This is a genomic window from Paenibacillus solanacearum, assembly GCF_910593845.1.
Taxonomy (GTDB): Bacteria; Bacillota; Bacilli; order Paenibacillales; family NBRC-103111; genus Paenibacillus_G; species Paenibacillus_G solanacearum.
On the sequence record NZ_CAJVAS010000030.1, the window covers coordinates 1 to 25,153 of the forward strand.

At 54.0% G+C, this 25,153-nt stretch carries 16 protein-coding genes; 4 read left to right on the plus strand and 12 right to left on the minus strand.

All coding sequences use genetic code 11. From position 1 onward, the window contains the following. Positions 1-369: 369 nt before the first annotated feature. From KXG62_RS24055 to KXG62_RS24065, 3 genes are all read right to left on the minus strand, one after another. Positions 370-1,290, minus strand: coding sequence for an L-lactate dehydrogenase (locus tag KXG62_RS24055; RefSeq protein WP_218094566.1), 921 nt, complete (start codon positions 1,288-1,290; stop codon positions 370-372). Positions 1,291-1,617: 327 nt separating this feature from the next. Next, positions 1,618-4,749 (minus strand): S-layer homology domain-containing protein, encoded by a 3,132-nt coding sequence (locus KXG62_RS24060; protein WP_246627612.1) that lies wholly within the window; start codon positions 4,747-4,749, stop codon positions 1,618-1,620. A gap of 4 nt (positions 4,750-4,753) precedes the next feature. Then, the gene (locus KXG62_RS24065; RefSeq protein WP_218094568.1) at positions 4,754-6,775 is read right to left on the minus strand and encodes a dockerin type I repeat-containing protein; all 2,022 of its coding nucleotides are present in this window, start codon (positions 6,773-6,775) and stop codon (positions 4,754-4,756) included. A 542-nt stretch (positions 6,776-7,317) separates the two neighbouring features. Here KXG62_RS24065 and KXG62_RS24070 point away from each other — a divergent pair. After that, positions 7,318-8,409, plus strand: coding sequence for an ROK family protein (locus tag KXG62_RS24070; RefSeq protein ID WP_218094569.1), 1,092 nt, complete (start codon positions 7,318-7,320; stop codon positions 8,407-8,409). 26 nt (positions 8,410-8,435) lie between these two features. Here KXG62_RS24070 and KXG62_RS24075 read toward each other — a convergent pair whose 3' ends face one another. Continuing rightward, complete coding sequence (locus tag KXG62_RS24075; protein WP_218094570.1) at positions 8,436-8,633, minus strand: hypothetical protein; 198 nt, start codon at positions 8,631-8,633, stop codon at positions 8,436-8,438. Between the two features lie 415 nt (positions 8,634-9,048). Here KXG62_RS24075 and KXG62_RS24080 point away from each other — a divergent pair, with 415 nt between their 5' ends. Together KXG62_RS24080 and yidC are read left to right on the plus strand one after the other, a co-directional pair. Continuing rightward, positions 9,049-9,414, plus strand: coding sequence for a hypothetical protein (locus KXG62_RS24080; protein ID WP_218094571.1), 366 nt, complete (start codon positions 9,049-9,051; stop codon positions 9,412-9,414). Further along, the gene (gene yidC, locus KXG62_RS24085) at positions 9,326-10,141 is read left to right on the plus strand and encodes a membrane protein insertase YidC (protein ID WP_218094572.1); all 816 of its coding nucleotides are present in this window, start codon (positions 9,326-9,328) and stop codon (positions 10,139-10,141) included. Before KXG62_RS24080 ends, yidC begins: the two co-directional genes overlap by 89 nt. Positions 10,142-10,321: 180 nt before the next feature. Here the strand turns inward: yidC and KXG62_RS24090 are convergent, their stop codons facing one another. The 6 genes from KXG62_RS24090 to KXG62_RS24115 all read right to left on the minus strand — a co-directional run bounded on the left by KXG62_RS24090 (position 10,322) and on the right by KXG62_RS24115 (position 23,356). Then, on the minus strand, positions 10,322-10,870 hold the full coding sequence (locus tag KXG62_RS24090; protein WP_218094573.1) for a hypothetical protein: 549 nt from the start codon (positions 10,868-10,870) through the stop codon (positions 10,322-10,324). Positions 10,871-10,893: 23 nt separating this feature from the next. Continuing rightward, a complete protein-coding gene (locus tag KXG62_RS24095; protein WP_218094574.1) occupies positions 10,894-11,430 on the minus strand; it encodes a matrixin family metalloprotease in 537 nt (178 codons plus the stop codon). A 522-nt stretch (positions 11,431-11,952) separates the two neighbouring features. Beyond that, on the minus strand, positions 11,953-17,865 hold the full coding sequence (locus KXG62_RS24100) for a fibronectin type III domain-containing protein (RefSeq protein WP_218094575.1): 5,913 nt from the start codon (positions 17,863-17,865) through the stop codon (positions 11,953-11,955). A 205-nt stretch (positions 17,866-18,070) separates the two neighbouring features. Continuing rightward, on the minus strand, positions 18,071-19,174 hold the full coding sequence (locus KXG62_RS24105; RefSeq protein WP_218094576.1) for a response regulator: 1,104 nt from the start codon (positions 19,172-19,174) through the stop codon (positions 18,071-18,073). A 3-nt stretch (positions 19,175-19,177) separates the two neighbouring features. Continuing rightward, the gene (locus tag KXG62_RS24110) at positions 19,178-22,276 is read right to left on the minus strand and encodes an ATP-binding protein (RefSeq protein ID WP_218094577.1); all 3,099 of its coding nucleotides are present in this window, start codon (positions 22,274-22,276) and stop codon (positions 19,178-19,180) included. Positions 22,277-22,519: 243 nt separating this feature from the next. After that, on the minus strand, positions 22,520-23,356 hold the full coding sequence (locus KXG62_RS24115) for a sulfurtransferase (RefSeq protein WP_218094578.1): 837 nt from the start codon (positions 23,354-23,356) through the stop codon (positions 22,520-22,522). Between the two features lie 135 nt (positions 23,357-23,491). Between KXG62_RS24115 and KXG62_RS24120 the strand changes: the two genes are divergently transcribed. Beyond that, a complete protein-coding gene (locus tag KXG62_RS24120; protein WP_218094579.1) occupies positions 23,492-23,995 on the plus strand; it encodes a GNAT family N-acetyltransferase in 504 nt (167 codons plus the stop codon). A 290-nt stretch (positions 23,996-24,285) separates the two neighbouring features. Here the strand turns inward: KXG62_RS24120 and KXG62_RS24125 are convergent, their stop codons facing one another. Next, a complete protein-coding gene (locus KXG62_RS24125; protein WP_425517374.1) occupies positions 24,286-24,609 on the minus strand; it encodes a 4a-hydroxytetrahydrobiopterin dehydratase in 324 nt (107 codons plus the stop codon). Positions 24,610-24,625: 16 nt separating this feature from the next. Next, complete coding sequence (locus KXG62_RS24130) at positions 24,626-24,919, minus strand: hypothetical protein (protein ID WP_218094580.1); 294 nt, start codon at positions 24,917-24,919, stop codon at positions 24,626-24,628. Positions 24,920-25,153: the final 234 nt, after the last annotated feature.

The following is a 25,153-nucleotide window of genomic DNA, read 5'->3' on the forward strand; positions in this document are numbered from 1 at the left end:
TGCCGCGAAGGCAGGAAAGCGAATCTCAATGCTAATTCATCGTCAACTCCAGAATTGGACTGCCGGTTTGCCTAGCTACATCAAGGCTTATTTGCCAATTTCAAGCTGCGAAAGTTGAGTTATGGTTATATCCGAGCATGTAATTATACCACAACTCCCCAGATCAGGAAGGATGCACAAGGAGCAATGGGCTTGACGGCGACCACCGGCAATAACGTTCGATTCAGAGCACAAGGCAACCTTCCAACGCGAGAAACCGTAGGCGTGTATACATCAGAATAGCCGCAGGCAAAGCAAAACCCGCCCAAAGTTGTTAAACCGCAGGCGGGGTATTGTTTCTTCTTATTCCCGCGACCGTATGATCAATGATCAATCCGAAGCGATGGACGCGATTAGACCTTTCAGCTTGTCAGCCGAACGATGAAGTAATTCCTTCTCCTCGGCGGTAATCGGAATGTCGATGACCTTGCGCACCCCGGACCGATCCACAACGCACGGCACGCCGAGGAACACATCGGATACGCCATGGTAATCGTGCAGCAGCGTCGAGACGTTCAGCACCGCACCCTCGTCGCGCAGAATGGCGGTGCAGATTCGGTCCAGCGCCAGTGCGATTGCATAGTAGGTGGCACCCTTGGCACTAATGATCTGGTATGCGGCATCCCGTGTGTTGACGAACACTTCCTCGCGCTCGGCTTCGCTTAGCTGCACCTCGGAACCGGCCACGTTGGCCAAGCTCCACAGCGGAAGCTCGGAGTCGCCGTGCTCGCCGATAATATGGGCGTGTACGCTGCGCGGATCGATGTTCAATTTATCGCCGATCAAATAGCGGAACCGCGCGCTGTCGAGCAGCGTGCCCGAGCCGATGACCCGGTGGACGGGCCATTGCAGCTTTTTCCAGGAAAAATAACTCATGATGTCCACGGGATTCGTAGCGATCAGCAAAATGCCGTGATCGTTGAATTTCATGACTTCCTCGATAATGCTGTCGAAGATGGCGACGTTGCGCCTGAGCAGATCGACGCGGGATTCGCCTTCCCGCTGCGCGGCTCCCGCCGTAATGATAATAATGTCCGCATCGCGGCAATCTTCGTACGTGCCTGCCCACACTTTGGCCCCGCCCAGAAACGGCATGCCGTGATTCATATCGAGCGCATCGCCCTCGGCTTTCTTATGATTGACGTCGATCAGCACAAGCTCATCCATCCGATTGCGCAACAGCAGCGTATAAGCTGTCGTCGATCCGACCGCTCCCGCTCCGATCATGACTACTCTTGTTTTTGCCGCCATAAGATTCGACCTCCGATGATTTCTTTAATCCCCATAGCTTGGTAAAGCCACCGTACGCACAGCCGAGCAGCCTCCCTGTTTCTAAGAATAATCCCCGGCTGGAAAAACATGCCTTGAGCATATCACAATTCGTGACGGCACCAATGTAACATTTGTCACAATTCGGTTCGGATGGCGGATTAGAGTGCCGCGTACCTCAAATCGAGCAGTCCAGCCAAATATCCACACTTTGCTTATATAATAGTAGAAAGGCAGTAAAGAACTCCATCTTATGAGCTCTTTACTGCCTTTTTCATAAATATGTCGCGATCCCGATTGGATGACCGATCAAATCAGTCCGGATTGCTGCAAAAGTCTTTGAATGATATGGGCCACCTCTGCTCGCGTCATGAAAGCTTGGGGTGCCAGCTCTACAGACGATCTGCCCGAAACGATGCCAAGCTCCAGACAATCCGCAATACCGCTCGCCGCCCAGCTCGAAACCGCATCAGCATCCATAAACGATTCAAGCGCAGCTCCCGGCTTGGAGCTCAGTTTTTGTTTCAATTCGGTGATCGCGATCGCCTGGGAAAGAATAACCATCGCCTGCTCGCGAGTAATCTTGTCATTCGGGCGGAACGAGCCGTCTTCGAAGCCGGTAATTAACCGATACGCAAATGCGGTGTTCACCGCGCTGCTATACCAATCCGACTCGCTCACGTCCGTGAAAGGCGTTGTCGCCCGCTCCGGCTTGAGTCCAAGTCCGCGAACGAGAATCGCGGCGAATTCAGCACGGGTAATGTCTTGATCGGGACTAAACATACCGGCTCCCGTGCCCTGGATAACCATTCTTGATCCCATGTCATGGATCGCGCCCTGCGCCCAATGATTGGCCGCATCGCTGAACGTGACCGGGTGCCACACGACCGAGTACGTGCTGTTGGTTAAACTGTTGATCAAGGCGTAGTACTTGCCGTCGATCACCTGGATTTGGGTAGGCACGTGACGAACCGTCCCGTCCGGATCGATCACAACACCTGTCGTGATTTTACTAGGGTCCGCGCCTTCCGGAATAGCAATGGCTCGTTCAACATAGGTGTTGAACTTCGAGATGTCAACGATCTGGTCACCATATGTGGCCGTCACCTTAAAATCGATCGGCGGAGCTACGATAGTAAATTGTCCGCTAGATGCCGAATTCTCAACGATTTTCACCGTATCCGCTGCCGGCTTGGCCACCTCGATATATATTTTAATATCTTGGAGCGCTACCGACTTGCCGATCTGCTCGGAGATCGAGCCCATATTGATTTGCTGCGCAGGAAGGGTATAGATCGCGTGATCTGTCTTCAGTTCCAGAATCGCTTGCTTTGCCTCCATGTTCTGGACCATCTGGCCGTTCAACTCGCCAATGATCGTATCCGATCCTCCGTTGACTTGAATCGTGACGACCGCATGCTCGCCTTCCGCCGCCAGCTTCGCATCGAGCTTGGACGGATCGACTGCTACCGCTGTAACCGTTCGGTCATTCACCGTCGTTGTCGTTGCGGTCCCCGCTCGCTCCGCCTTGCCGTTAACCCAAATATCGACGCCTGCCTTCTCCGGCTCCTCTACAGCTGGCTGGGAAGGTGTCCCTCCGGTTGTGCCAGACGGCTGGGACGGTTCTTCATTGTCCTGAGCTACCGGAGTCACCGCGTTGGAAGCCGGTGATGCCATGCTGCTTCCTATACGGTTAACGGCTTTCACCGTAAACGTGTAGCTTGTTCCGCCCGTTAGGCCGGTGACGATGATCGGACTTGACGTCCCCCTCTGCACAACGCCGTCTGGAGAAGACGTTACCTCATAGCCCGTAATTGCGCTGCCTCCATCACGGGTTGGCGCGGTAAAGCTTACTGTCGCTTGATTGCTGCCGGCTGTCGCGGTAACGCTGGCTGGCGCTGACGGCACTGTGGCCGGAGTCGCGCCGGCTTCGTTCGATGCCGCGCTTAGACCGCCCGTGTTTCCAGCTTTCACAACGAAATAGTACGTCGTTCCGTTCATCAGCTGTTGAACACGATAGGCGGCATCCGTTACCGTTGCGGCCGCAGCAGAATCGAACTTCCCGGAAACGGTCGACATGTACAGGTTGTAATATGTCGCGCCTGTAACCGTGTCCCAAGTCAATTGTACGTACCGATCTCCTGCGGCAGCCGCAAGATTGAGCGGGTTGGCCGGGGCATTCGGCAAATGAACGACTTGTGTTACCGTCAATGTCACATCGTTCATGTCATCCGCGGAGATGGTGATAGTCGCTGTATACGTGCCTGCGGTCAGGCCGTCCTTCGCTTTCACGGTGAACGTTGTCGGAGATGCTCCGCTATTCAGCGTTGTCGCGATTGGCTGTGTCGCTTCGAAGGCATCGGCATGAGCACCGCCAAGTACGACGGCCAGATGGGTCAATTGGCCTGTGCCGGTATTCGTTACTTGAATTGTTTGGGTTTCTTGCGTACCGGCTGCGTACCCCTGAAGAAGCGGGGCTGCCGTCTGATTGGCAATCGCTGCAATCGTAAAGGTCGCAGACGATACCGTCACTTTGCCTTCCGTTATGGTTTTCTTCATCTCCGCCCCCGACGAATCGGTGAAGGTCACATGCCGGATATCTTGTCCGTTTACAGTAAGCGCCGTGTCACCCGAAGCTGCCGAATTTTTAATTTTGAACGTCACGGTAAAGAGCCTCTGACCCGAGCCCAGCGCGCGGTTGCCCGTTTCGATATCAGCCCATGCCGTTCTTAACCAGCCTTGCGTATTGTTGAAGTTGGAAGAAAACAACCCGCCGCCCGCCGCCTCCTGAATGGAGACGACCTCCAGCGCCTGCTTGTCAAAGTCGACCTGCATGCCGTAGGATGCGATACCGTACGTTGCATTGACGACCGTTACCGGCACCTCTACTGTCGTCCCGGCCTGTCCGCTTACACTGCCGATTTGCACGACTGCGGCATGTTGTATCGTTACTTGGCCCGGGATAGCTGCTGCTGTTACAGGAGCGGTGTCTTCTGTCACCGTACCGGACAAGTTCACAGGTACGGCTGCCGAACTTCCATTCAACGATTTAACTTTCAAACGAACGGTAAATATCTTTTGTTTTTCTATAATATAAGATAATAGTCCAAACTCGGAAGCCTTCACTTGGATTTGCCCCGCCAGCGTCGTGACCGGAGCAAAGCTGGCAGATGACGCCTCATCCGATATGCCCGCATATTCAAGCACGTCAGGATCGTATGCAACCGTGATATCGTATTTCCATACCCCGTCTGCCGGAGTAACATAGACCGGAACATCGACCGTGTCCCCCACCACGCCCGTTACGCTCCCCGCTTCAATGATATTCGCCGGCCGGGCCTGACTTGCCGGAGCGAAGGACGCGATCATACACAGCACCATCAGGATACAAAGAAACTGTCGGGCCAAGCGTTCTGTCCTTGTTGATCTGCTATTCCCCATTCGCTCAGGCCCCCTTGCTCGTATATACATCGAGAATCATCTTCGCATCCACGGCATCGATCTTGCCGTCGTCATTCATGTCCAGAATCAGCTTCTGCTCTTCCGTCAACGTAACGAGTCCTTTCAAATACTTGTTGATGATCAGTGCGTCCGCCGGAGTCACCGCTCCGTCTCCGTTCGCATCGCCTTTCAACTGCAGCACTTGCTGCGTTACTTGAAACGTCGCGCTCGTCATGCTGTCGGCCGCTATCGTAACGGTGGCAGTATAAGTCCCTGCCGCCAATCCGTCTTTCGCGCTTACCGTAAAGACCGTCGATGTGGTCGCGGCATCCAGCGTCGTTGCCGTCGGTTGAGAGATGGCAAACCGGCCTGCATGGGTTCCGCTTAGCGACACGGACAGATGCAGCAGATCGCCCGTGCCCGTGCGTGTGACAGTGATCGACTTCGTTTCCTGGGAGCCTGCGCTATACCCGATCGTCATTCCCGTGAGCGTCTGGTCGCTGACCGTTTCTATGGTATAGGTTTTCGGTTCATTGGCGACGACCGCCGTCGTATGACCAAACTTGATGACGACATTCGAGCCGTCTACTTCCGCGACGCCGATATGATCGCCGTTCACCGCGGTCACGACTCCTCCGCTCGGCAGGTCCGTATAGTCTGTCAACGGGTCGCCTTCGAACGGCACAGTCACGGTCGCGCTGCCAAAGTTTTTGTACTGCAGCTTATTGCCTGCAGCAACACTTGGCGTTACCGCAAGTATCGTCTTCCCGTCATTGCCGGCGCCCGCAGCGTCGCTGGACGTGACTGTGAGGCCGCTCGCCGCCGTTTTGTCCGGAGGGAATTCGAATATGTAAGGATAACCGTCATTTTTGCCACCGGCCATTTGCCAGAGGTTCGTAAAATCCCATCCCGCGAACGTGCCCTGCGTATTCATTTGCGCCGTCGTTTTCCCGGTGCCCTCAATGCTCGTCCCGATCCCCGATTTCTCCGTATCCCAGTAGCTGCTAGTCACGATCGTCGTATTGGGATACATCGACGCATCTCCGGGACTGCTGTGCGTATGATCCGCAATGTACCCGATCAATCCTCCGGTTCTGGCCGCGGAAGGCACGTTGATCGTAACCGCTGCATAGCTGTTTATGACTTCGGCTCCGTCAAAGCATATACCGATGAGCCCCCCGATGGACGAATATTGGGATGCGTAAGCGGACGTCACGGAACCTGTCGCATAGCTGTTTTGAACCAATCCGATGAAGCCTGGCGATTTGTGGCCGTTATTTTGTCCGACAAGCCCGCCTGTTCGATCCCGGCCATCTACCGCGGCGGTGGAAGCGCTGCTGCTGACCGTCCCTCTGTTCTCGCCAACCAAACCGCCGACCATATTGTCGCCTTTTACCGTTCCCCTCGAATAGCTGTGGATGATTGCTCCGGAATTTTCCCCAGCGAGGCCCCCGGTGCTCTGTATAATCGAGGGCATGCCCATACCCATCGGGTCCGATTTGCCGGCAACGCTTCCCGTCACATAGCTGTTCTCCACTGTCCCCTTATTCGAGGCAACCAGCCCTCCGGCAATATAGCCGCCGGTAACATCGACATTCTTCAATGCAATATTCAGGAGCTGTCCGCCAGCGCCTACGATGCCGAATAGCCCCTGATTATTGCCGCCCGGCCGGGAGATGAACAGTCCGGTTATCGTATGCCCGTTCCCGTCCAGCGTCCCTGTAAAGGCGGGATTGCTCCCGATGGGCATCCAGCCCTTGCCGCTATTGTAGCCGGCCCCGGAAGCCGAGAGGAACGCGGTCAAATCGATGTCCGCGCCGAGCTTGAACGACTTGTCTACAGCGTCCCTTATGCTGTTCAACTGTTCCGCTGTCATGATGATATACGGATCGGAAGACGTTCCGCTCCCTCCGGCAAATGGCGGCGACGGGTCCGCTTTCGCCACATTCGTCATGAATAACCCTGACGACAAGCTTATCCAGGTTAGTAGGATGCATAGTAAAGCTGTCGTTTTTCCATATTTCATTTGCTTCTCCCCTTCAACGCTTTCGTTTGTTACGCCTTACGCATTTCCCAACTTGACCACTTACCGCCTCACTCTCCATATATCCACCCCTATATTCGACTAAAGTCGACAATATAGCTTCATCATATGAGAAATTATGCCGTCTTTCAATAACTTTTTATATTTTTTATAAAAAGATTATAGTCATTTGGTTTCATGATATAATCCTTAAGACCTACATTCACTATAGACCAATGGAAATAAACGATTCGCCACCTCACGCGAAACGGATTCAATTATAGCCAGAACCGGTAATTCCGCAGGCTTAACCCGCGAATATCCGGATAACCAAGCGGCCTTCCAGAAAAAAAATGAAATATGATAAGATGATAGAGTTGAGAACGATTCGGCTGATCCGCCACTATTATCCAATTGGATGCGGGGTGACAACTGTGCTCGAAGACTTTGTTGGGAGAACACTTTCTTCGAAGATGAAAAGCTTAAAGCTTGTATACGGCCTCATTCGCAAACACCACATCGTCAGCATGGCGGAACTTGTAGACATGACAAAATATAAGTATCCGTCTTGCGTCCGGCTTGTGGAAGAACTGCTGGAAGCTCAGCTTATTTGCGAGAACGGCGTCGGGGAATCAAGCGGTGGGAGAAAGCCTTTCCTTTATACGATCCATTCCAATTATCGCTACGTGATCGGAGTCGCCATTGCTCAAGGCTATACAAGAGTCGTCCTGCTCAATCTGAATCTGGATGTGCTTCATGAGCGTGTCCTGAAGATGGATGCGAATTGTACGGCTGCAATGACGTTGCAGTTTATTGTTTCCGAGATTGAGTGGATCTTGACTGAACGCATTGCCTCCAGCGAGCTGCTTGGCATCGGAATTGCCGCTGCCGGTTCCCTCGATACGAAGGCCGGTATTATCCAGTCCAATCTTTACTTGACCGACGATTGGGCTCATGTCCGGATCGCTGAGCAGCTCCAGCATCGTTTTAACACCATGGTCAAATTGAATAACGGCTCGGTTCTGGCCGCGCTCGGCGAGTACCGGAAAAACTACTGGAAAGACACCGATAGTCTTGCATACACGGTGTCCGGCTTCAGCCTTCGCTGCGGGATGATTGCGAACGGCCAGCTGCTTCGCAATAACGGCTATATGGAGGATTCTTTCGGACATACCGTCATAGACATTCACGGTCCGCAATGCCAATGCGGGGCATTCGGCTGCCTGGAGACTTATGCATCCATCCCTGCCATCCGAAGCGAAGTCGTAAAGCGAATCAAGCAAGGAGAAGCGTCGCTCGTCACAGACATGGCCGACCCTATCGAGCGTGTGCACATGGAAGAGATCCTGCACGCCGTGGAGCAAGGCGATCGTTTATGCCGCGATGTTGTAGAGAAGGCCGCTTCCTATTACGGCATCGGCATCTCTAACCTGGTCTTCATGAATCATATCGACACCGTCATTATCGGCGGCTTTATGGCGTCTCACCCATTCCTTTACGATACCGTAGTCCAGACCGCCAGACAGCGTCTCCTGCATTACCCCAAATGCCATGTTACGTTCAGCAAGCCGCAATCGACATATAACGGAGCGGCGATTGGCGCAGGGTGTATGATTGTTGACCATTTCATTTTGTGAGAGCACAAAATCGCTTGGGATTCCGTCTAAACATGTGGCGTAAAGCAAATAAATGCAGTCCGCTCTCTGAGGCGGGCTGCATTTGTTCTTTCAGCTTTATCCTCCGCTTCGCATTTACACGAAAGCGGATTGGATTGTTCGGCGATATCATTCGCCATGCGCCAGGCTCCATAGGGATCCGAAGCTGGTAATGTGCCAGTCCATTCAAATTTTAATTTACTCATGAGGGAGCGTCTTCCATAGCCGGAACGTTATGTAGCCACTGAGGAAATGCATTATGATTTTTGCCCCCGAACCATAAACTCAGGCGAAGAAGCCTTCTTCTTGTTTCTGCGGTTGTGTACAAGATGAAGAAGTCGCTGCATATGTGTACAGTCTTGACTCTGAACTATAAAAAATTAGGGATATCAACTGAAGAACGCTGCCAATAGGTGACTGGGCTGTTTTGTAAGCGGTGCTCGCACTCCGTTTCAAAGCAGCCTTTATATTTGGGGCACCATGGTGGGGAAACCGCACATTGTCCGTTACGTAAACCTATCAATCTAGCGGCCTGCGGTTCTTGGACATGCGTTCCACTAGGAATCGGTAATGTGCCATGATATAATCTTTCATATCTCTTCGCATAGGGAGGTGAATCGGTTGGAACTTTATATCGATTTGGCCCAGTTTATCTTTTCCATCGGACTTGTCATGTCCTTGGCGTTCCTTCCTTTCATGCTCCTTTCTGCAAAGGAACCTTACTGGAACTATAGCGATGCCGATACGAGCGCCATATCGATCGTACCGAGCAGACTGATCCTGCCCAAGTACCTGCACCGATGGATTTCTCGTACCATAAGGCGCAAGGAAGCACCTAACGATGACACAGACTACTCCCCCCTTGTAGGTTGTATAACAACAAACAGGGAGGATTTATATGAACACCAAAAGACGCTTATTCGCTTTGCTAACTTTAATCCTGATGCTGCTAATCCTGGGCGGATGCGCGGCATCAGATCCGCATAATCCGATTAATGCCCAATCGCCGGGTGTATTTAACCACTATTTGATCTATCCCTTCTCGCTGCTGATTACCTTTGTAGCGAATACGTTTGACGGAAACTACGGGCTATCGATCGTGCTGATGACCCTCATCATCCGACTCGCCATTATGCCGCTGATGATGAATTCCACCAAAAAGCAGACAAGCATGAGAGAGAAAATGGCACTGCTTCAGCCTGAAATCAAGGCGCTTGAGGAAAAGTACAAGAACGAGAAAAGTACGGAGAAACAGCAGCAAAGGCAAACGGAAATGATGCAGTTGTATCAGAAGCATCAAGTCAATCCGCTCAACATCGGCTGCCTGCCTATGCTGTTGCAGCTGCCGATTACGCTTGCGTTCTACTATGCCATACAGCGTACACCGGAAATTGCGGCGCACGACTTTCTCTGGTTTAGCCTCGGTCAGCCGGACAAAATATTGCCGTTCATTGCAGCCGCTGTCTATTATGTACAATTTCGCGTGTCGCAATCCATCGCAGCACAACATCAGCAGCAGCCAGGCCAAAACAATCCGATGGCGCTTCTTGGACTGCTGTCTCCGATGATGATGGGCGCCTTAGCCTTCGCCATGCCAGCCGCGCTGCCGCTGTACTGGTCGGTCGGAGGAATTTTCATTATTGTGCAAACGATCGTGCTGAACAAAATGTATTCAAAGCCCGCGAAGCAAAAGCTCGGCACCGTGTCAGAGTAATGTGCAAGAATTGTTATAGGAAAGACCTTCGCTCATATGGGCGAAGGTCTTTTTGCCGCGGCTTGACAGCATATATTACTTCTCCTACGACTGCTGTCCCGATTTGTTTGTCCACAAGACACACTCCGTAGACTCAATCAAAAATAGCCTCCAATAAAAGATGGAGGCTATTTTCTAATGCTATAGATTTAAATCTTTTAATGTCTTGATTTTTTTCAAGTTGTCTGATAAATGTTTACTACTCCCAATAACTTCGCCTGTTTCGGAAACTTTGAATTTGCCTTGAAAAACACCGAGCACAACGTATGCATCGCCGCTAACAATCGGTCCGACATATTTTTTTAGGTATAGTACTGCTTTGTCTTGCTTTTTCAAAGCTTTTGTTTCCTCAAAAGTATATTCAACATTATTAATAATTCCGCCCGTTTCAAGAACTTGTATAGTATCGTTTTGCTTCTTTTCTCCCTTAATAACTTTGCTTATACTCATTAACGAAAGTGTAAAGGGAACCTCCTTGTATTTGAACCCTTTTGTGCTTCCTACCTCTGCCAGTACAACCAAATCGGCACTATCATTTAATTCTTGAATAGAATTATATTGGTCCGAGATTTCACCATGTGATTCGACCGTATAGATTGGTATATTAAAAGTGTAAATAATGATGGCCGCGAGTATCAGGGCTATTAAAACTAGTCGTGGAAATGTGATTCTACGAACAGAATTTATCATATCGAACCCATCCTTTCAGGATATTAGTATAAATTGTTAACTCCATTTATATCATCTGCTTGTGGGGTCGTGACAGTTCGACTAGGATTTCCGTAGGTATACATTATTGTAGCTGGATCATTAGTATGATCAAGTCCAAACGCGTGTCCTAATTCGTGTGAAATCGTTGATTTATTATACTCATCGGATCTTCCGTCCATGCTAGAGTAGTTGACATCGATTACGGAACTTGTGTAATCTCCCCACCAAATGAATTCACGATAATTAGTGCATTGAGCATTCCAACCAACATTTCCAAAGCTATCTCCACCAATATAAATATTCCCCCCTCCTCCATAAGACACACCAACGTTTAATTCCGATCCAGCATTATCCCAATCCTGAACAGCGTTAAAAAATAAAGTACTATACGGGTAATTGAGACCTGACTTGATAACCCCGGTCAGGTTAGTGGACGAATGTTTTCCACCTAAGTATGTATAAGCGAAAGCCGAATTAGAAGACACAAGCAATAAGGATAGTACAACTAATGTGACATATATTTTTTTGGGGAATTTCATAGTAGAAATTGCTCCTCTCATAAAATTATTTCTATGATTTCTGGCCAGAGAATCAGTAGAGATAGTTTAATAGTAACATTAATGTATATTTTTGTAAATTGTGTATGCGGAATAATGTATGCGTTTTCAAATCATAGTTATGCACTCCGGTGAAATTCTTGAATAATTGTTCATTGGAGTCTACCATATGCGAAGCAAACGTATAATTAATAGACTTTCGGCATTCGTCGAACCTTGCAGTGCTAGAGTTTATATCCCCCGCCCGCCAAACCTCATTCCTCCCATTTTCGTAATGAGATTATTTATAATTTTTCCGCTTACAGTCGATTCAAAAAATAGATTCCTTGAGCGAAAATGGTGGCTCCGCTCGCAACATCAGCAAACTGCTGCCGTGCACAACAAAGCTGCCCCTCAACCCGCTTTATAAGCAGTTAAGGAGCAGTCTGCACAAGCTTTAAAAGTCCGATGAAAAACTAAGCGGAATGATCCGTTCGCACAGCGGACGCCTTTTTCACCACGCTTTTAAATAAGTTCCGAATATTGCAGCAGTTTCTGTATCATGACAGCAACTTCTGCCCTTGTCACGTACGCTTTCGGGTCGAGATGCGCGCCATCCCGGCCCGAGACGATGCCCGCCTGCAGGCAGTCGGCTATTCCGCTCTTCGCCCACTCCGCAACGCTGTTCTCATCTGTGAACGAGCCGAGCGATACGCCCGCTTGTACGGATGGCAGCTTCGCTTTCAGACCGGTAAGCTTCATGGCGTTCGCCATAATCGCCATCGCCTGCTCCCGCGTAATGGAATCCGTCGGACGGAAGGTGCCGTCCTCAAATCCGCTGATCAGCTTGCCCGAGTAGGCGGTTTGGATAACGTCCGCGTACCAGTCCGGCGCATTCACGTCGGAGAACGTCGACGTTCCTTTCTCCAGCCTCAGTCCGAGACCGTTGACCATAATCGCCGCGAATTCCGCACGGGTGATTTCATGGTCCGGGTTGAACATGCCGTTGCCGACGCCGCTTACAATCATGCGCGATCCCATGTCGTTCACCGCGTCCTTCGCCCAATGCCCGGCAACATCCTTGAACTGCTGCGGATGCCATACGACGGAGTAGACGCTGTTCGTCAAGCTGTTCACCACTGCATAATAGATGCCGCCTGCGACGACGATTTGGGTCGGCACGTGGCGAACCGCTCCATCCGGTTCCACGACTACGGCCGTCGTTATGTTCGCCGGATCCGTCCCGCTCGGAATCGCGATCCTTCTTTCTACATACGCGTCGAATCGGGACACTTCAATCGTCGTGTCGCCATATATCGCTGTCACCGTAAAGTTGATCGGCGGAGCGACGATGGCGAATTCCCCTCTGGCCGCCGAGCTTTCCACAACCTTCGCCATGTCAGCTGACGGCGCGGCAATTTCAATGCGCACTTTAATATCTTGAAGCGCCACGGTTTGTCCGAGCTGCTCCGATATCGAATGGATGTTGATTTGCTGGGCAGGCAGCGTATAGGTGGCTTTCTCGGTTACAATCTCCACGATCGCCTGCTTCTGCTCCATATTTTTGACCATCTGGCCGTTCAATTCGCCGATCACGACATCCGCTTCCGTCATGACCGGAATGGTGACGACAGCGTGCTGTCCTTCCGCCGCAAGCTTCTCCTCCAGCTTATGAGGATCGATTGCTACCGTCGTTACCGTCCGGTCGTTCACCGTAGCCGTTGTCGCCGTGCCGGCGCTCTCTGCTTTGCCGTTAATAAGAACATCAACCCCCGTGCCTGGTGTCTCTGTAGCGGTTCCTGTTGTCGGTGCTGACGTACCTGGGGAGGTGCTGTCGCTGTTTGGATCCTTTGGTATAACTGCGTTGGAAGCGATGGAAGGCTCGCTGCCGCCGACCTGATTCATCGCCTTGACGATAAACGTGTAGCTGGTTTCGTTCAGTAACCCCTGCACCCGTATCGGACTGTCCGTCCCCCTTGCCACGATGTCTCCCGGCAAGGATGTAACCTCGTATCCGGTTATGGGGCTCCCCCCGTGATCCTCGGGAGCGGTAAAAGACACGGTCGCCGCACCGTTCTCAGCCGTCGCGACAACGTCCGTCGGTGCTCCCGGCACGTTCACCGGCATAGCGCTAATGAAGTTGGAAGCGGCACTGTCGCCTCCCGGGTTCGTCGCCTTCACCGCAAAATAGTACGTCGTTCCGTTCGCCAAGCCGGTCGCCTTGTAGCCGTACACAGCACCGCCAACGGTCGCGATCTCGGTTCCGTACGTTCCGGTCGTCACGCTTTGGAACACTTTATACCCGGTCGAGCCAGTCACCGCGCTCCATGCCAGCGTAACTTGCCCGTTGCCGGCTAAAGCCGACTGCAATACCGGCGCTCCTGGTGACAAAACTTGCGGCGTCACGCCCACTTGATTGGAAGCGGCGCTCTCTCCTCCCGGATTCGTCGCCTTCACCGCAAAATAGTATGTCACACCGTTCGTCAGCCCTGTCGCCTTGTAACTGTACACCGCCTCGCCGACAGTCGCCACTTCGGTTCCATACGTTCCGGCCGTCACGCTTTGGAATACTTTGTATCCGGTCGAACCGGCTACCGCGCTCCACGCCAGCGTTGCTTGCCCATCGCCGCCCGCGGCCGATTGCAGCACCGGAGCTTCGGCTGGCGGAGCCGTCGGCGTAACACTCGCTGTCGGCTCGGATGGCACCGAATTTCCCTTCGCATTCGTCGCCACAACCGTGAACGTGTACGCTGTACCGTTCATCAAGCCGGAGACGGTTATCGGACTGGCGGTTCCGGTGCCTGTAAAGCCGCCCGGATTCGAGGTGACTATATAGCCCGTTATCGCGCTTCCCCCGTTACTCACCGGCGGAGCAAAGCTGACGATAGCCTGGCCGTTCCCCGGCGTCGCCGCCGCGCCGGTCGGAGCGTTCGGCACACCAACCGGCGTGACGCTATCCGATGGTGCGGACGGCAGCGAATTTCCCGTTCCGTTCGTCGCCACAACCGTAAATGTATACGCCGTGCCGTTCGTCAAACCGAACACCGTGATCGGACTCGCCGCCCCAGTCCCCGTCATGCCTCCCGGACTTGCCGTCACCGTATAGCCCGTTATCTCGCTTCCTCCGTTACTCACCGGCGGCGCAAAGCTGACGGTCGCCTGGCCGCTGACCGCCGATGTCGCCGTTACTCCTGTGGGCGCATCCGGTGCGGCGGCCGGCGTGACACTCAGCGACGCGGCGGATGGCAGCGAATTCCCTTTCGCGTTCGTCGCCACGACCGTGAACGTATATGCCGTGCCGTTCGTCAAACCCATAACCGCAATCGGACTCGCCGTACCGGTTCCCGTCATGCCCCCCGGACTTGCCGTTACCGTGTAGCCTGTTATCTCGCTTCCTCCGTTACTCACCGGCGGTGTGAAGCTGACGAACGCCTGACCGTTCCCCGGCGTTGCCGCCACTGCAGTCGGAGCGTGCGGTTCGCCAGCCGGCGTGACGCTATCCGATGGTGCGGACGGCAGCGAATTTCCCGTTCCGTTCGTCGCCACAACCGTAAATGTATACGCCGTACCGTTCGTCAAACCGAACACTGTGATCGGACTCGCCGTACCGGTTTCCGTCATGCCTCCTGGACTGGCCGTCACCGTGTAGCCCGTTATCGCGCTTCCTCCATCGCTTGCCGGCGGCGTAAAGCTGACCGTCGCCTGACCGCTGACCGCCGATGTCGCCGTTACCCCTGTAGGCGCGCCCGGCGTAGCTGCCGGCGTCACGCTCCCCGACGCCACGGACGGCGGCGAATCGCCCTTCTCATTCGTCGCGACAACCGTAAACGTATATGCCGTGCCGTTCGTCAATCCGAACACCATGATCGGGCTTGTCGTCCCGCTGCCGGTAAAGCCGCCTGGAATGGAGGTCGCCGTATAGCCTGTTACTGCACTCCCTCCATCGTTTGCCGGCGGCGTAAAGCTGACGAACGCGGCGCCGCTCAGGGGCGCTGCGCTCACCGAGATCGGGGCGCCGGGCGGCCCAACCGGCGTTACGCTTGCCGTCGGCGCGGAAGACGTCGAGCTGCCTATCGCATTCTTGGCGACAACCGTAAACGTATACGCCGTGCCGTTCGTCAAGCCGGGTACCATGATCGGACTCGTTGTTCCGCTGCCGATCTTTCCGCCCGGATTCGAAGTAACCGTATAGCCCGTTATCGGGCTTCCCCCATCGTTTGCCGGCGGCGTAAAGCTGACGGTCGCCTGACTGTTTCCGGCCGTCGCCGCAGCGCCGGTCGGAGCGTCCGGCACGGTGGCCGGCGTTATGCTCGCCGATGGCGCGGAAGGCGGCGAATCACCCTTCTCATTCGTAGCGACAACGGTGAACGTATACGCCGTCAAATTGGTCAAACCTGTCACCGTAACCGGGCTCGATGTCCCGGTTGCGGTCTTCCCGCCCGGACTCGCCGTCACGGTATAGCCTGTTATTGCGCTTCCCCCGTCGTCTGTCGGCGGCGTAAAGCTGACGGTCGCCTGGCTGTCTCCGGCTGCCGCCGTTACGCCGGTCGGAGCGTTCGGCGCGGCAATCGTAATAACCAGCTTCTGAATGCGGTTGTTATTTTTATCGGTTACATAAATCGCACCACTGCTGTCTACTGCTATTCCCGTCGGATTGTTAAACCGACCCGGGTCGGTTCCCGCTTGTGTCGTGTCGCTCCATACTTTCCACGTATTTGTAGCCAACGTCAGCTTCTGGATGCGATTATAGGCAAGGTCGGCCACGTATACGTTGCCGCTGCCGTCTACCGCCACGCCGTTGGGCTTAAGGAAGACTCCGGGGCCGCTGCCGGTCTTTTTCCACTCGCTCCATCCCCCCGTGGATACCGTCAGCTTCTGGATGCGATTGTTTTCCGAGTCGGCTACGTATACGTTTCCGTCGCCGTCAACGGCTAGCCCCTTCGGTTTATTGAATTCGCCGAGAGCGCTTCCCGTACTGTTGCCGCTCTTGCCGTATGAAGTCCATGAGCCACCAGCCGCTGCCAGCCTCTGAATGCGGTTGTTATCCGTATCGGCCACATACACATTGCCATCCTTGTCCACCGCCACGCCGTTCGGGTTGCTAAACTGGCCCGGGCCTGTTCCCACAACAGTTCCGTTGCCCCATGCGGTTACGTAAGCGCCTGTCGGCGACAGCTTCTGAACACGATGATTGCTTGCATCCGCTACATACATATTCCCGCTCTTATCTACCGCCACAGCGGCAGCAAATTTAAACTGGCCGTTGCCGGTTCCCCAGGTGCCGACGCCAAATGAGGTCCAAGTGCTGTCGCCAGCCGGCAGCTTCTGAATCCGGAAGTTGTTCCCGTCGGCCACATACACATTACCGCTGCTGTCTACCGCTATGCCGTTAGGCGTATTGAACTCGCCCAAGGCGTTGCCGCTGACCGGCCCTTCCACTCCCCCGAACACGACCGGCGCCGCGCCGGTCAACTTCAGCACGACATGGTTCGACATTTCGGCCACATACACATTGCCGCTACCGTCTACCGCCACTCCCACAGGACTGCTGAATTCGTTCAAGCCGGTTCCCGCAGCCGGGCCGTTCTTGCCTATGGCGGTCCAGGTGCTCCCGCTCAGCTTCTGAACGCGCCCATTGCCGGTATCGGACACATACACATTGCCGGCGCTGTTTACGGTCACCTTATTCGGACTTTTGAACTCGCCCAAAGCCGTTCCCGCCGCATTGCCGCTTTTTCCCCAAGTATTCAAGACGGCGCCGGCCGCCGACAACTTGAGCAGCCGATTGTTGCCGGTATCGGACACATATACGTTGCCGCTGCCGTCTGTCGCTACACCGCTCGGGGCGCTCCAGGTCACTCCGCTCACGCTCACTGTGGTCCATGTATCGCTGCCCGCCGGGAGCTTCTGAATACGGTTATTGCCGGTATCGGCCACATACACGTTCCCGCTGCCGTCTACAGCGATCCCGCTTGGCTGTTTAAACATGCCCGCCACGCTGCCGGCAGCCGTGCCACCCCACGCCTTCCATGTATTGGTCGTGATGTCCAGCTTCTGAACGCGGTTGTTGCTGATCTCCGCCACGTATATATTCCCGCTGCTGTCAAGCGTCACGTCGGCAGGACCGTACATTTGTCCTGCAGTAGTCCCTGAGCCTTTTCCTACACTGCCCCATGAATCGTTAGCCGCATCCAGCTTCTGAACGCGATAGTTGCTGGAATCGGCCACATACAAATTTCCGCTGCCGTCTACCGCCAACCCCATCGGAGAATTGAACTTGCCCAAATCCGCGCTTCCCACCGGCCCTGTCTTGCCATATACCGTCCATGTTTCGGCTGCATGCGCCGGAACGGGGAGCAACCACACGCATGCCATAAGCAGAACCAGGCCAATCGCATGCCATTTCCTCATAAAATAATAAAGTTTTCTTCGATTCATAACCGATGTCCTCCTACAATGAATAATAGCTTTGACGGCATACGCCATAATTCCCATTCTTTCGACAGCAATCAAGCCTATTATACAAAGTCACAATAAACAGAGAATCAACAAGCGATTCTTGGAGAAACGGGATTCCCCCTCACCAAAAAAGAAAAGCCCGCGAAATCAATTGGTGATTTCGCAGGCTCTTGCATCGCTTGCCCTAACGCATCAATTTCATAATAAAATCTTCAACCCGAGGGTCGGGCCTCGTTCCGAGCTCTTGCTGCAGCGATTGCTCCAGTAACCGATATTGCTGAAACGCCTCGTGCTTTCTCCCCAGCTCTGTATACAAACGGATGACCTCATGGCTAATATCCTCTCGGATCGCATCCAATTTCAAAATTTCGCAAAAGTACCGAAGCGATTGCTGCGGCTGATGGATCCCGATGTGAAATCTCGCAGCGGCTTCCAGCAGCTCGATGTAATCTTGCTCGAGACGGCGCGTTTGCTCGCTGGCCCACTCGTACGACTTCCCTTTCAGAAACTCGCCGGTATACAGCACTTCCGCTCGTTTGAACAGATCAGCGCTTGGCTCGGGAGCCGATCTGATTTGCTTCAGCAGCCGCTCGAATTCGTACAAATCGCAATAAAGACTGCTCTCCGCAATGCGGATTTCGTGCCTGCCCGCCTCGATACAATCGCCCGTCTGCCCCGAGCCGATCGCCTTGCGGATATAGTATAAAGTCGAGTTTAAATTTTTCAGCGCTTTGTCCGTTTCCAGGTCGCTCCACAGCGTATCGACGATTTCCTCCCGGCTGATGGCTCGCCGGAACATGAGAAAAGCGAACAGTTCTTCGGTTTTCGGACTTCTCAGCCTGATCGTCTCTTGCCCCTTCCGGCTCCGGCACAGCCTCAAGCCGTTGAATAGAAAAACCGACAAAGCCGGCTCGGCAGCGGTGTATCCACGGTTTTTGCGAATTTTGGCGAGCGTCTTGTCCAGCCGCTCGGCGGTTACGGGCTTCAACAAATAATCGAGCGCGCTTGCATCGAACGCCTGGAGCGCATACTCGTCATGACCGGTTACAAAAACGATATCCATGGCATTGTCGAGGTCGAGCAGCAGGCCCGAGAGCGCCATCCCGTCAAGCTCCGGCATGGAAATATCGAGAAACGCTACATCTACCGGACTCGACTTGGCATATTCGTAAGCTTCCAACGGGTTCATAAACGTGTGGCATGTTTCGATATCCTTGCTTTCGGACAGCAGTCTTTTCAAACGTTTGACAGACAACTCTTCGTCATCCACGATAATCGCTCGCAGCATGCTTCAACCTCCCCGCTTGTCTGGCTGCCCCGGAATATCGAAGCTCACCTTCGTCCCGATGCCTTCCGCGCTCTCGATATGTATGCTCCCGCCGTACAGCAGCTTGATGCGCTGGCTTATGTTCCATAGCCCGACACCTTTCCTTTCCGCATCCGGCAGCAGCACCTCCTTCAGCTTGCGGTCGCTCATCCCGCATCCGTTGTCCTCTACGGTGAAGCGGATCGCGGCATTCGCCCGCTTCTTCACGGTTATGGTGACTTTCCCTCCCGATGCTTTAGACATCAGACCATGGCGTATGGCGTTCTCTACCAGCGGCTGCACAACAAGCGGCGGGATCCGACGATCCGGACAAGCGTCCACATCGTATTCCACTTGCAGTCTGGCGCCGAAACGCGCCTTCTCGATGTTGACATACGCCTCCACCAGTTCCACTTCCTTGTCTACTGTCGTCAACGAATCCAACTGCTTGAAATCAAAGCTGCCCCGCAAATATTGCGAAAGCTGCAATGTCAATTCCTCCGCACTGTGAGGATCGTCGGCGCACAGCGTGGCAATCGAATTGAGGGCGTTATATAGAAAATGAGGCTTGATCTGCGAGCGTAAAAAAGCAATTTCCGCATCCTTGGCGGTTTTCACGGAAGCCTTCAATCGGGTCAGGCTGCGCACGCGCGCCATCAGCTCCTCCCCCTCGAACGGTTTCCCGACAAAATCGTTGGCTCCGTTGTCCATCGCCCATTTGGCATCGGCGGATCTGTTCTTGGCCGTCAGCATCAGCACCGGCAGTTCAAACAGCGAAAACCGCTCTCTCACCTTGCTCAGCACTTCGTAACCGGACATGTCGGGCATCATAACGTCGAGAACGACAAGAAACATGCCCGGCCATTTGGCCAGCTCCTCAAGCGCCAACTGTCCGCGGTTGACAACAACGATCGAATATCCATCCAGACGAAGCAGATTGATCATCGCCTGAAGATTAGCGTAATCGTCGTCCACCACAAGCACCCGCTCGTTCTTCTCCCCCTGAATATAGATCGGATACTCCGAATAAGCGGGAAGCATATCCCGAGCCGGCGGTTCCTCCCACCGCGCCGCGGTGTTTTCCATAGCCGATGCCGGCGCCAGCAGAAGCGTGAAGGCAAACAACGTGCCTTGTCCCGGAACGGAATCGACGCGAATGTCGCCGCCGTGAAGTTCCACCAGCCTCTTCGTAATGCTTAGTCCGAGGCCTGTTCCGCCGTAGTTGCGCGTTTCCGACGCATCCGCCTGTTCGAACGGCTGAAATATGCGCTCCCGCATATGCGCCGCTATTCCGATGCCCGTATCCTTGACCCGCACCTCAACCTTGTCGCGAACGACATCCGCGCTGATTTCTACCGTGCCCCGCTCGGTAAATTTGATCGCATTGCCGAGCAAATTGTGCAAAATTTGTACAAGCCGGTTGCCGTCGGCATATACCGCTGGCATGTTCTCCGGAACGCGGTTCACAAGCTCGATGGGTTTGCCTCCGAGCAAAAACGAATGGATGCCGATCACCGAATCCACAATCGCTCTCAAATCGGTGCCGGTTTTGTACAGCGTAATGTCGCCGTGCTTCATTTTCGAATAGTCGAGCAATTCATTGACAAGCTCGTTCAGCCTTCTCCCGCTTCCCGCCACGATGGCCAAATTTTGCGCTTGCTTGGCAGTAACCGGCCCTTCCACTCCTTTGAGCAACGTATCGGTAATGGTTACGATAGCGCTTAAAGGCGTTTTCAGCTCGTGGGAAGTGTTGGACAAAAAATCGTCTTTGATTTTGTCAAGCTGAAGAAGCCGGTCTTTCATTTCGTTTACCGTACGGTACGCTTCAAAAAACCGGAGCACGACCAGAACCATCACGATCATATTGAACAAAATAATATAAAATTGGCCTACCCATGCATTGTCCTTCAGGGAGAAAGAAAATAAAATCAGGTCCACCGCGTACAACGTCAGGCAAAGAATGGCCGCGAACAGCAGAAAGCGCTCCAAACGGTCGCCTTCGGCGCTCTTGATATAAAGCGCAGCCGTTCTCACCAGCAGCCAAATCGTCATCGACTCGTATACCGCAATAACGAACGGCTCGACGGTCAAGTATACGGGAATCGGAAGACACGCGATCAGCACCGTATAGCCGCTGAGCACAAGGACGACGAAGCGGGCAAACGCCAAAGAAATCATGCTTTTCCTCAGTTGATAAAAAAGAATGGCCACTGCGATCAAGCCAGCCATCGAACAGACGTCCTTCACCTTGAACATCGTTTCGAACGAAATGGCAGGCAAATACATAAGCAGCACCCGTTCCCCGGTCAAACCGTTGAACATCGCGTAGAACAAACAAATCACCGCAAATAGCAGCAAGGAATGGTCCCTTTTTCCATACAGCGCCGCCGTCATGAAGCAGATGACGTAGATGAGTGCAAGCGCGGCAAGAATGGCGAAGGTGCTTAACTCGTGCGCCTTAGCCTTCTGCTGAAGCGCAAGCATCGCAGCTTGCTCGCCAAAATAGATCGAGGCCGGAATGCCCGCGTTCGAGTAGTCGAAATTGGCCACGTGAACGATTATTTCCACATCGCCCTTCTCTGCAGAGAAAAAGCCGATTTGGGGCACATTGCCCGCCCGGTAGCTGCTCGCTTGCCCGGAAGGCTTGCCGTCCTCGAACAGCTTTTGGCCGTTTGCATAAACGGCGCTTGAAAAGCGGATATTCGTCTTTTTCAAGGCGAACACCCCGGCTGCCGGCACATTTTTCAGCACCATCCGATACGTGGCGTAACCATGGGCGGGCAGAAGCTGCCCATGGACCGTCTTGCCGTTCCACCCGGAGGGTACCTTCATCAAAGCTGCCTGTTCGTTCGCGCCCGCTTGCCTGAAATCGTCGGCGGTCAGCAGCCGGTTCCAGTAAAATTCCCATTCGCCGTCCAGCCTGATGATGCGGCTCTCTTCATCGTTCCATGCGGAAAGGTCCATCACCCCGTCCCGAACGCGCAAATCGCTTCGTTGTTTATCGTGATCCATGAGGGTGGACAGCGGAATCAACATAAAGGAAATCAAACCAACCAAACAGACGATCAACGTCCTTTTGAGCAATGTATCCGCTCCTTTGCAATCGAGCCTTGTTCTCTCTACCGTATCGCCTTCGCATTACCGGCATATTCTTCTTATTCGATGCTGTATTCTCATATTCCTTGCTGTCTGTATAACGATTCGTCCCTTTACGGCTCCGTTCCTCCGGCCGCCGTACCCGTCTCGAAACTCTCCCGGAAGCGCAAAAAAGGCCTACAGCAGCAAACTCACTGTACGCCTAATCCGCATCACGCGGTGCCTCGCCTCTTACTCTTCCCCTGTCGCAATCGGATTGTCGCTATACGAAATCCAATCGCTCCAGCTGCCGGAATACAGCTTCACGTCAGCGAACCCGGCCTCGCTCAAAGCGACCACGTTCGGGCAGGCGCTAACGCCGGAGCCGCAGTAGACGATGACTTCGCTTGCGTCCTTCAGGTCCGCAAACCGCTCCTGCTGCGCCTCTGCTCCCTTCCATGCCCCCTCCGCGGTCAAGCTGTCCTTCCAGAACCGCTGCTTCGCCCCGGGAATATGGCCTGCGATCTTATCGATCGGCTCCTCGATCCCGAGGTAGCGGCGCTCTTCCCGCGAGTCGATCAGCACGGTGCCCTGCCGGCCGATGCGCTCCCTCACCTGCTCGACGTTGACAAGCATCTCGCTGCGCACGCGCGGGGTAAAGACGGCCGGATGCTCCACCGGCGGCTCATCCGTGACGGGATAGCCGGATTGCTTCCACTGGGTATAGCTTCCGTTCATCACGAAGATGTTGTCATGACCGAGGAACTTCAGCATCCACCACAGGCGCGACGCATACAAGCCGCCCTGATCGTCATAGGCGACGACCAGCGATTCGTCATGAATGCCTACGCTGCCCAGTTTGGCGGCGAGCTGCTGCAGATCCGGCAGCGGGTGGCGGCCTCCGTGCGGCTGAATCGGTCCGGACAAGTCCTGTTCCAGATCCAAATAATAAGCGCCGGGGATATGATCGACGGCATAGCTCTCCGGCCCTGCCGATGGGTTTCCTAACTGAAAGCGGCAATCCACGATCACGATATGTTCATCCGTGCCGTGTTCGAACAGCCATTCCTGACTTACGATATGCTTCAAGCCACTCACTTCCTTCGTTGGGATGAAATGCGGTATAGTTAAGTATACAACGATCACCCCGGAAGCGGAAGCGATAACGAACCGATTCGTACCATTTTACAGCAAATTACCTTATATTTAGGAGGCCGCCCAGCCATGACTGAAGATCCTCTGCACCTGCAGTACCGCTTGATTCCGATGACCGAGGCCCATGCCCCGCTCATCTGCGGCTGGCGCTACCCGGCTCCCTACGATCTGTACAACTGGAACGACTGGGACCGCATGCAGTCAAGAGGCGAGGAGTTCGCCGACCCCTACATTCGTCAGACGCAGTATCGCGCCGTGATCGACGAGGCGGGCGAGCTGTACGGCTTCGCGCAGCTGTTCCCCCTGGCCGGCGTAACGCGGCTCGGACTCGGCATGCGGCCCGAGCTGTGCGGAGCAGGACGCGGTGAACCGTTCGTCCGCGCCATTGCCGAAGAAGCCCGCCGGCTTCAGCCGGAGCACGAGATCGATCTGGAGGTGCTCGTCTGGAACAAACGAGCCATCCGCGTCTACGAGAAAGCCGGCTTCGCCATGACGGACACGTATGAGCGCATGACCCCGACCGGGATGGCTGCATTCCACTGCATGGTGTGGAAGGACAAGCCGGAACGATAAACGGAATAACGCAGTACGTCGCTCGGAAGAGGACGAACAGCGAAACGATGAGCCGCCCAGCCGGAGAAGCGCATACGAAGGGCACGTTCGGGTGCAAACGTGTGGAGACGCAAGCCGCAGGACGCTAGGATTGGCGGCTTTACGATTGAAATGGACAAGCACGGCAAACAGGAGCGATTCCTTGCCTCGCTCCCCGTGTTATCCAAGATGGTTCCAGTACTGCAAGTATGAATACGCGCTGGAATGGTTCTGAACGCCGGGACGCACCGCATTGCGCGCCGTCTGTCCCCTTATCCCGCCCTGCTGCCGGCTTCCATCGCCCTGTCGAACCGTTCGGCGCAGGCGAAATCGAGCAAGGTTAATCCGCCCGCATTCCATGAAGTGAGCCGCAGCGTCACCATCCGGTAGTCGATGGCGATCATCGGGTGATGGTTCAGCTCCTCCGCCACAGCGGCCACTTGATTTACAAAATTGATACTGGCCGCAAACGAAGGGAAGCGATACTTTTTCACGATCCACTTTCCCTCTTCCAGCGTCCAGCCCTGTTTACCGGCAAGCAGGGTATCGACCTCGCCTTGCGCCAGCCGCGTCATCCGGCCGCCGTCGTTGCCCATCGTTGTCATCCTCGTCTTACACCAAATGAATCACGCGCGTCAGCGCATCGCTGTGATCGATGCGGATTAAATGCCGCTTCGCATCGTACGTGACCGTACAGCCTCCAATGCTCATGTGCGATTCCGTGCCGAGGCCGTAGAACAAATCGTCCGCAAGCGTCTTGATGCATTCGCACTGCTCCTCCGCTTCAAGCCCTCCCCACTCCTCAGCCGACATCTCGAGAAACTCGTGGCATCGTTCCACGCTTTGAAGCGCTTCCGTAAAATCGTCGATAATGTCGCTATACTCTCTCCCAAATTTAATGCCCATGCCAATCCTTCCTTCCGCCGTTATACTTTGTTCGCGTGCCGTCCACCGGTGTGCCGTCGCTCATTTCAAGCCTTTTCATTCACAGCGCCATGCCTCTGAAAAGCCTTTTGACTCATTGTACTCGGATTCCCTACCACCCGCAACTGCGGATATGGAAACAAAAAACATCTTTTTCTCCCTGACAATCCCGCGCATTTGCATGTAAAATCTGGTACACTATAAGGATAGACAAAA

What these genes read in the sequence shown, in the direction of transcription:
- KXG62_RS24120 (WP_218094579.1), top strand. Translation starts at nt 23,492, where the DNA reads ATGACTGAAGATCCTCTGCACCTGCAGTACCGCTTGATTCCGATGACC.
- yidC (WP_218094572.1), top strand. Translation starts at nt 9,326, where the DNA reads ATGAACACCAAAAGACGCTTATTCGCTTTGCTAACTTTAATCCTGATG.
- KXG62_RS24100 (WP_218094575.1), bottom strand. Translation starts at nt 17,865, where the DNA reads ATGAATCGAAGAAAACTTTATTATTTTATGAGGAAATGGCATGCGATT.
- KXG62_RS24090 (WP_218094573.1), bottom strand. Translation starts at nt 10,870, where the DNA reads ATGATAAATTCTGTTCGTAGAATCACATTTCCACGACTAGTTTTAATA.
- KXG62_RS24075 (WP_218094570.1), bottom strand. Translation starts at nt 8,633, where the DNA reads ATGAGTAAATTAAAATTTGAATGGACTGGCACATTACCAGCTTCGGAT.
- KXG62_RS24105 (WP_218094576.1), bottom strand. Translation starts at nt 19,174, where the DNA reads ATGCTGCGAGCGATTATCGTGGATGACGAAGAGTTGTCTGTCAAACGT.
- KXG62_RS24060 (WP_246627612.1), bottom strand. Translation starts at nt 4,749, where the DNA reads ATGGGGAATAGCAGATCAACAAGGACAGAACGCTTGGCCCGACAGTTT.
- KXG62_RS24055 (WP_218094566.1), bottom strand. Translation starts at nt 1,290, where the DNA reads ATGGCGGCAAAAACAAGAGTAGTCATGATCGGAGCGGGAGCGGTCGGA.
- KXG62_RS24125 (WP_425517374.1), bottom strand. Translation starts at nt 24,609, where the DNA reads ATGGGCAACGACGGCGGCCGGATGACGCGGCTGGCGCAAGGCGAGGTC.
- KXG62_RS24130 (WP_218094580.1), bottom strand. Translation starts at nt 24,919, where the DNA reads ATGGGCATTAAATTTGGGAGAGAGTATAGCGACATTATCGACGATTTT.
- KXG62_RS24070 (WP_218094569.1), top strand. Translation starts at nt 7,318, where the DNA reads ATGACAAAATATAAGTATCCGTCTTGCGTCCGGCTTGTGGAAGAACTG.
- KXG62_RS24095 (WP_218094574.1), bottom strand. Translation starts at nt 11,430, where the DNA reads ATGAAATTCCCCAAAAAAATATATGTCACATTAGTTGTACTATCCTTA.
- KXG62_RS24065 (WP_218094568.1), bottom strand. Translation starts at nt 6,775, where the DNA reads ATGAAATATGGAAAAACGACAGCTTTACTATGCATCCTACTAACCTGG.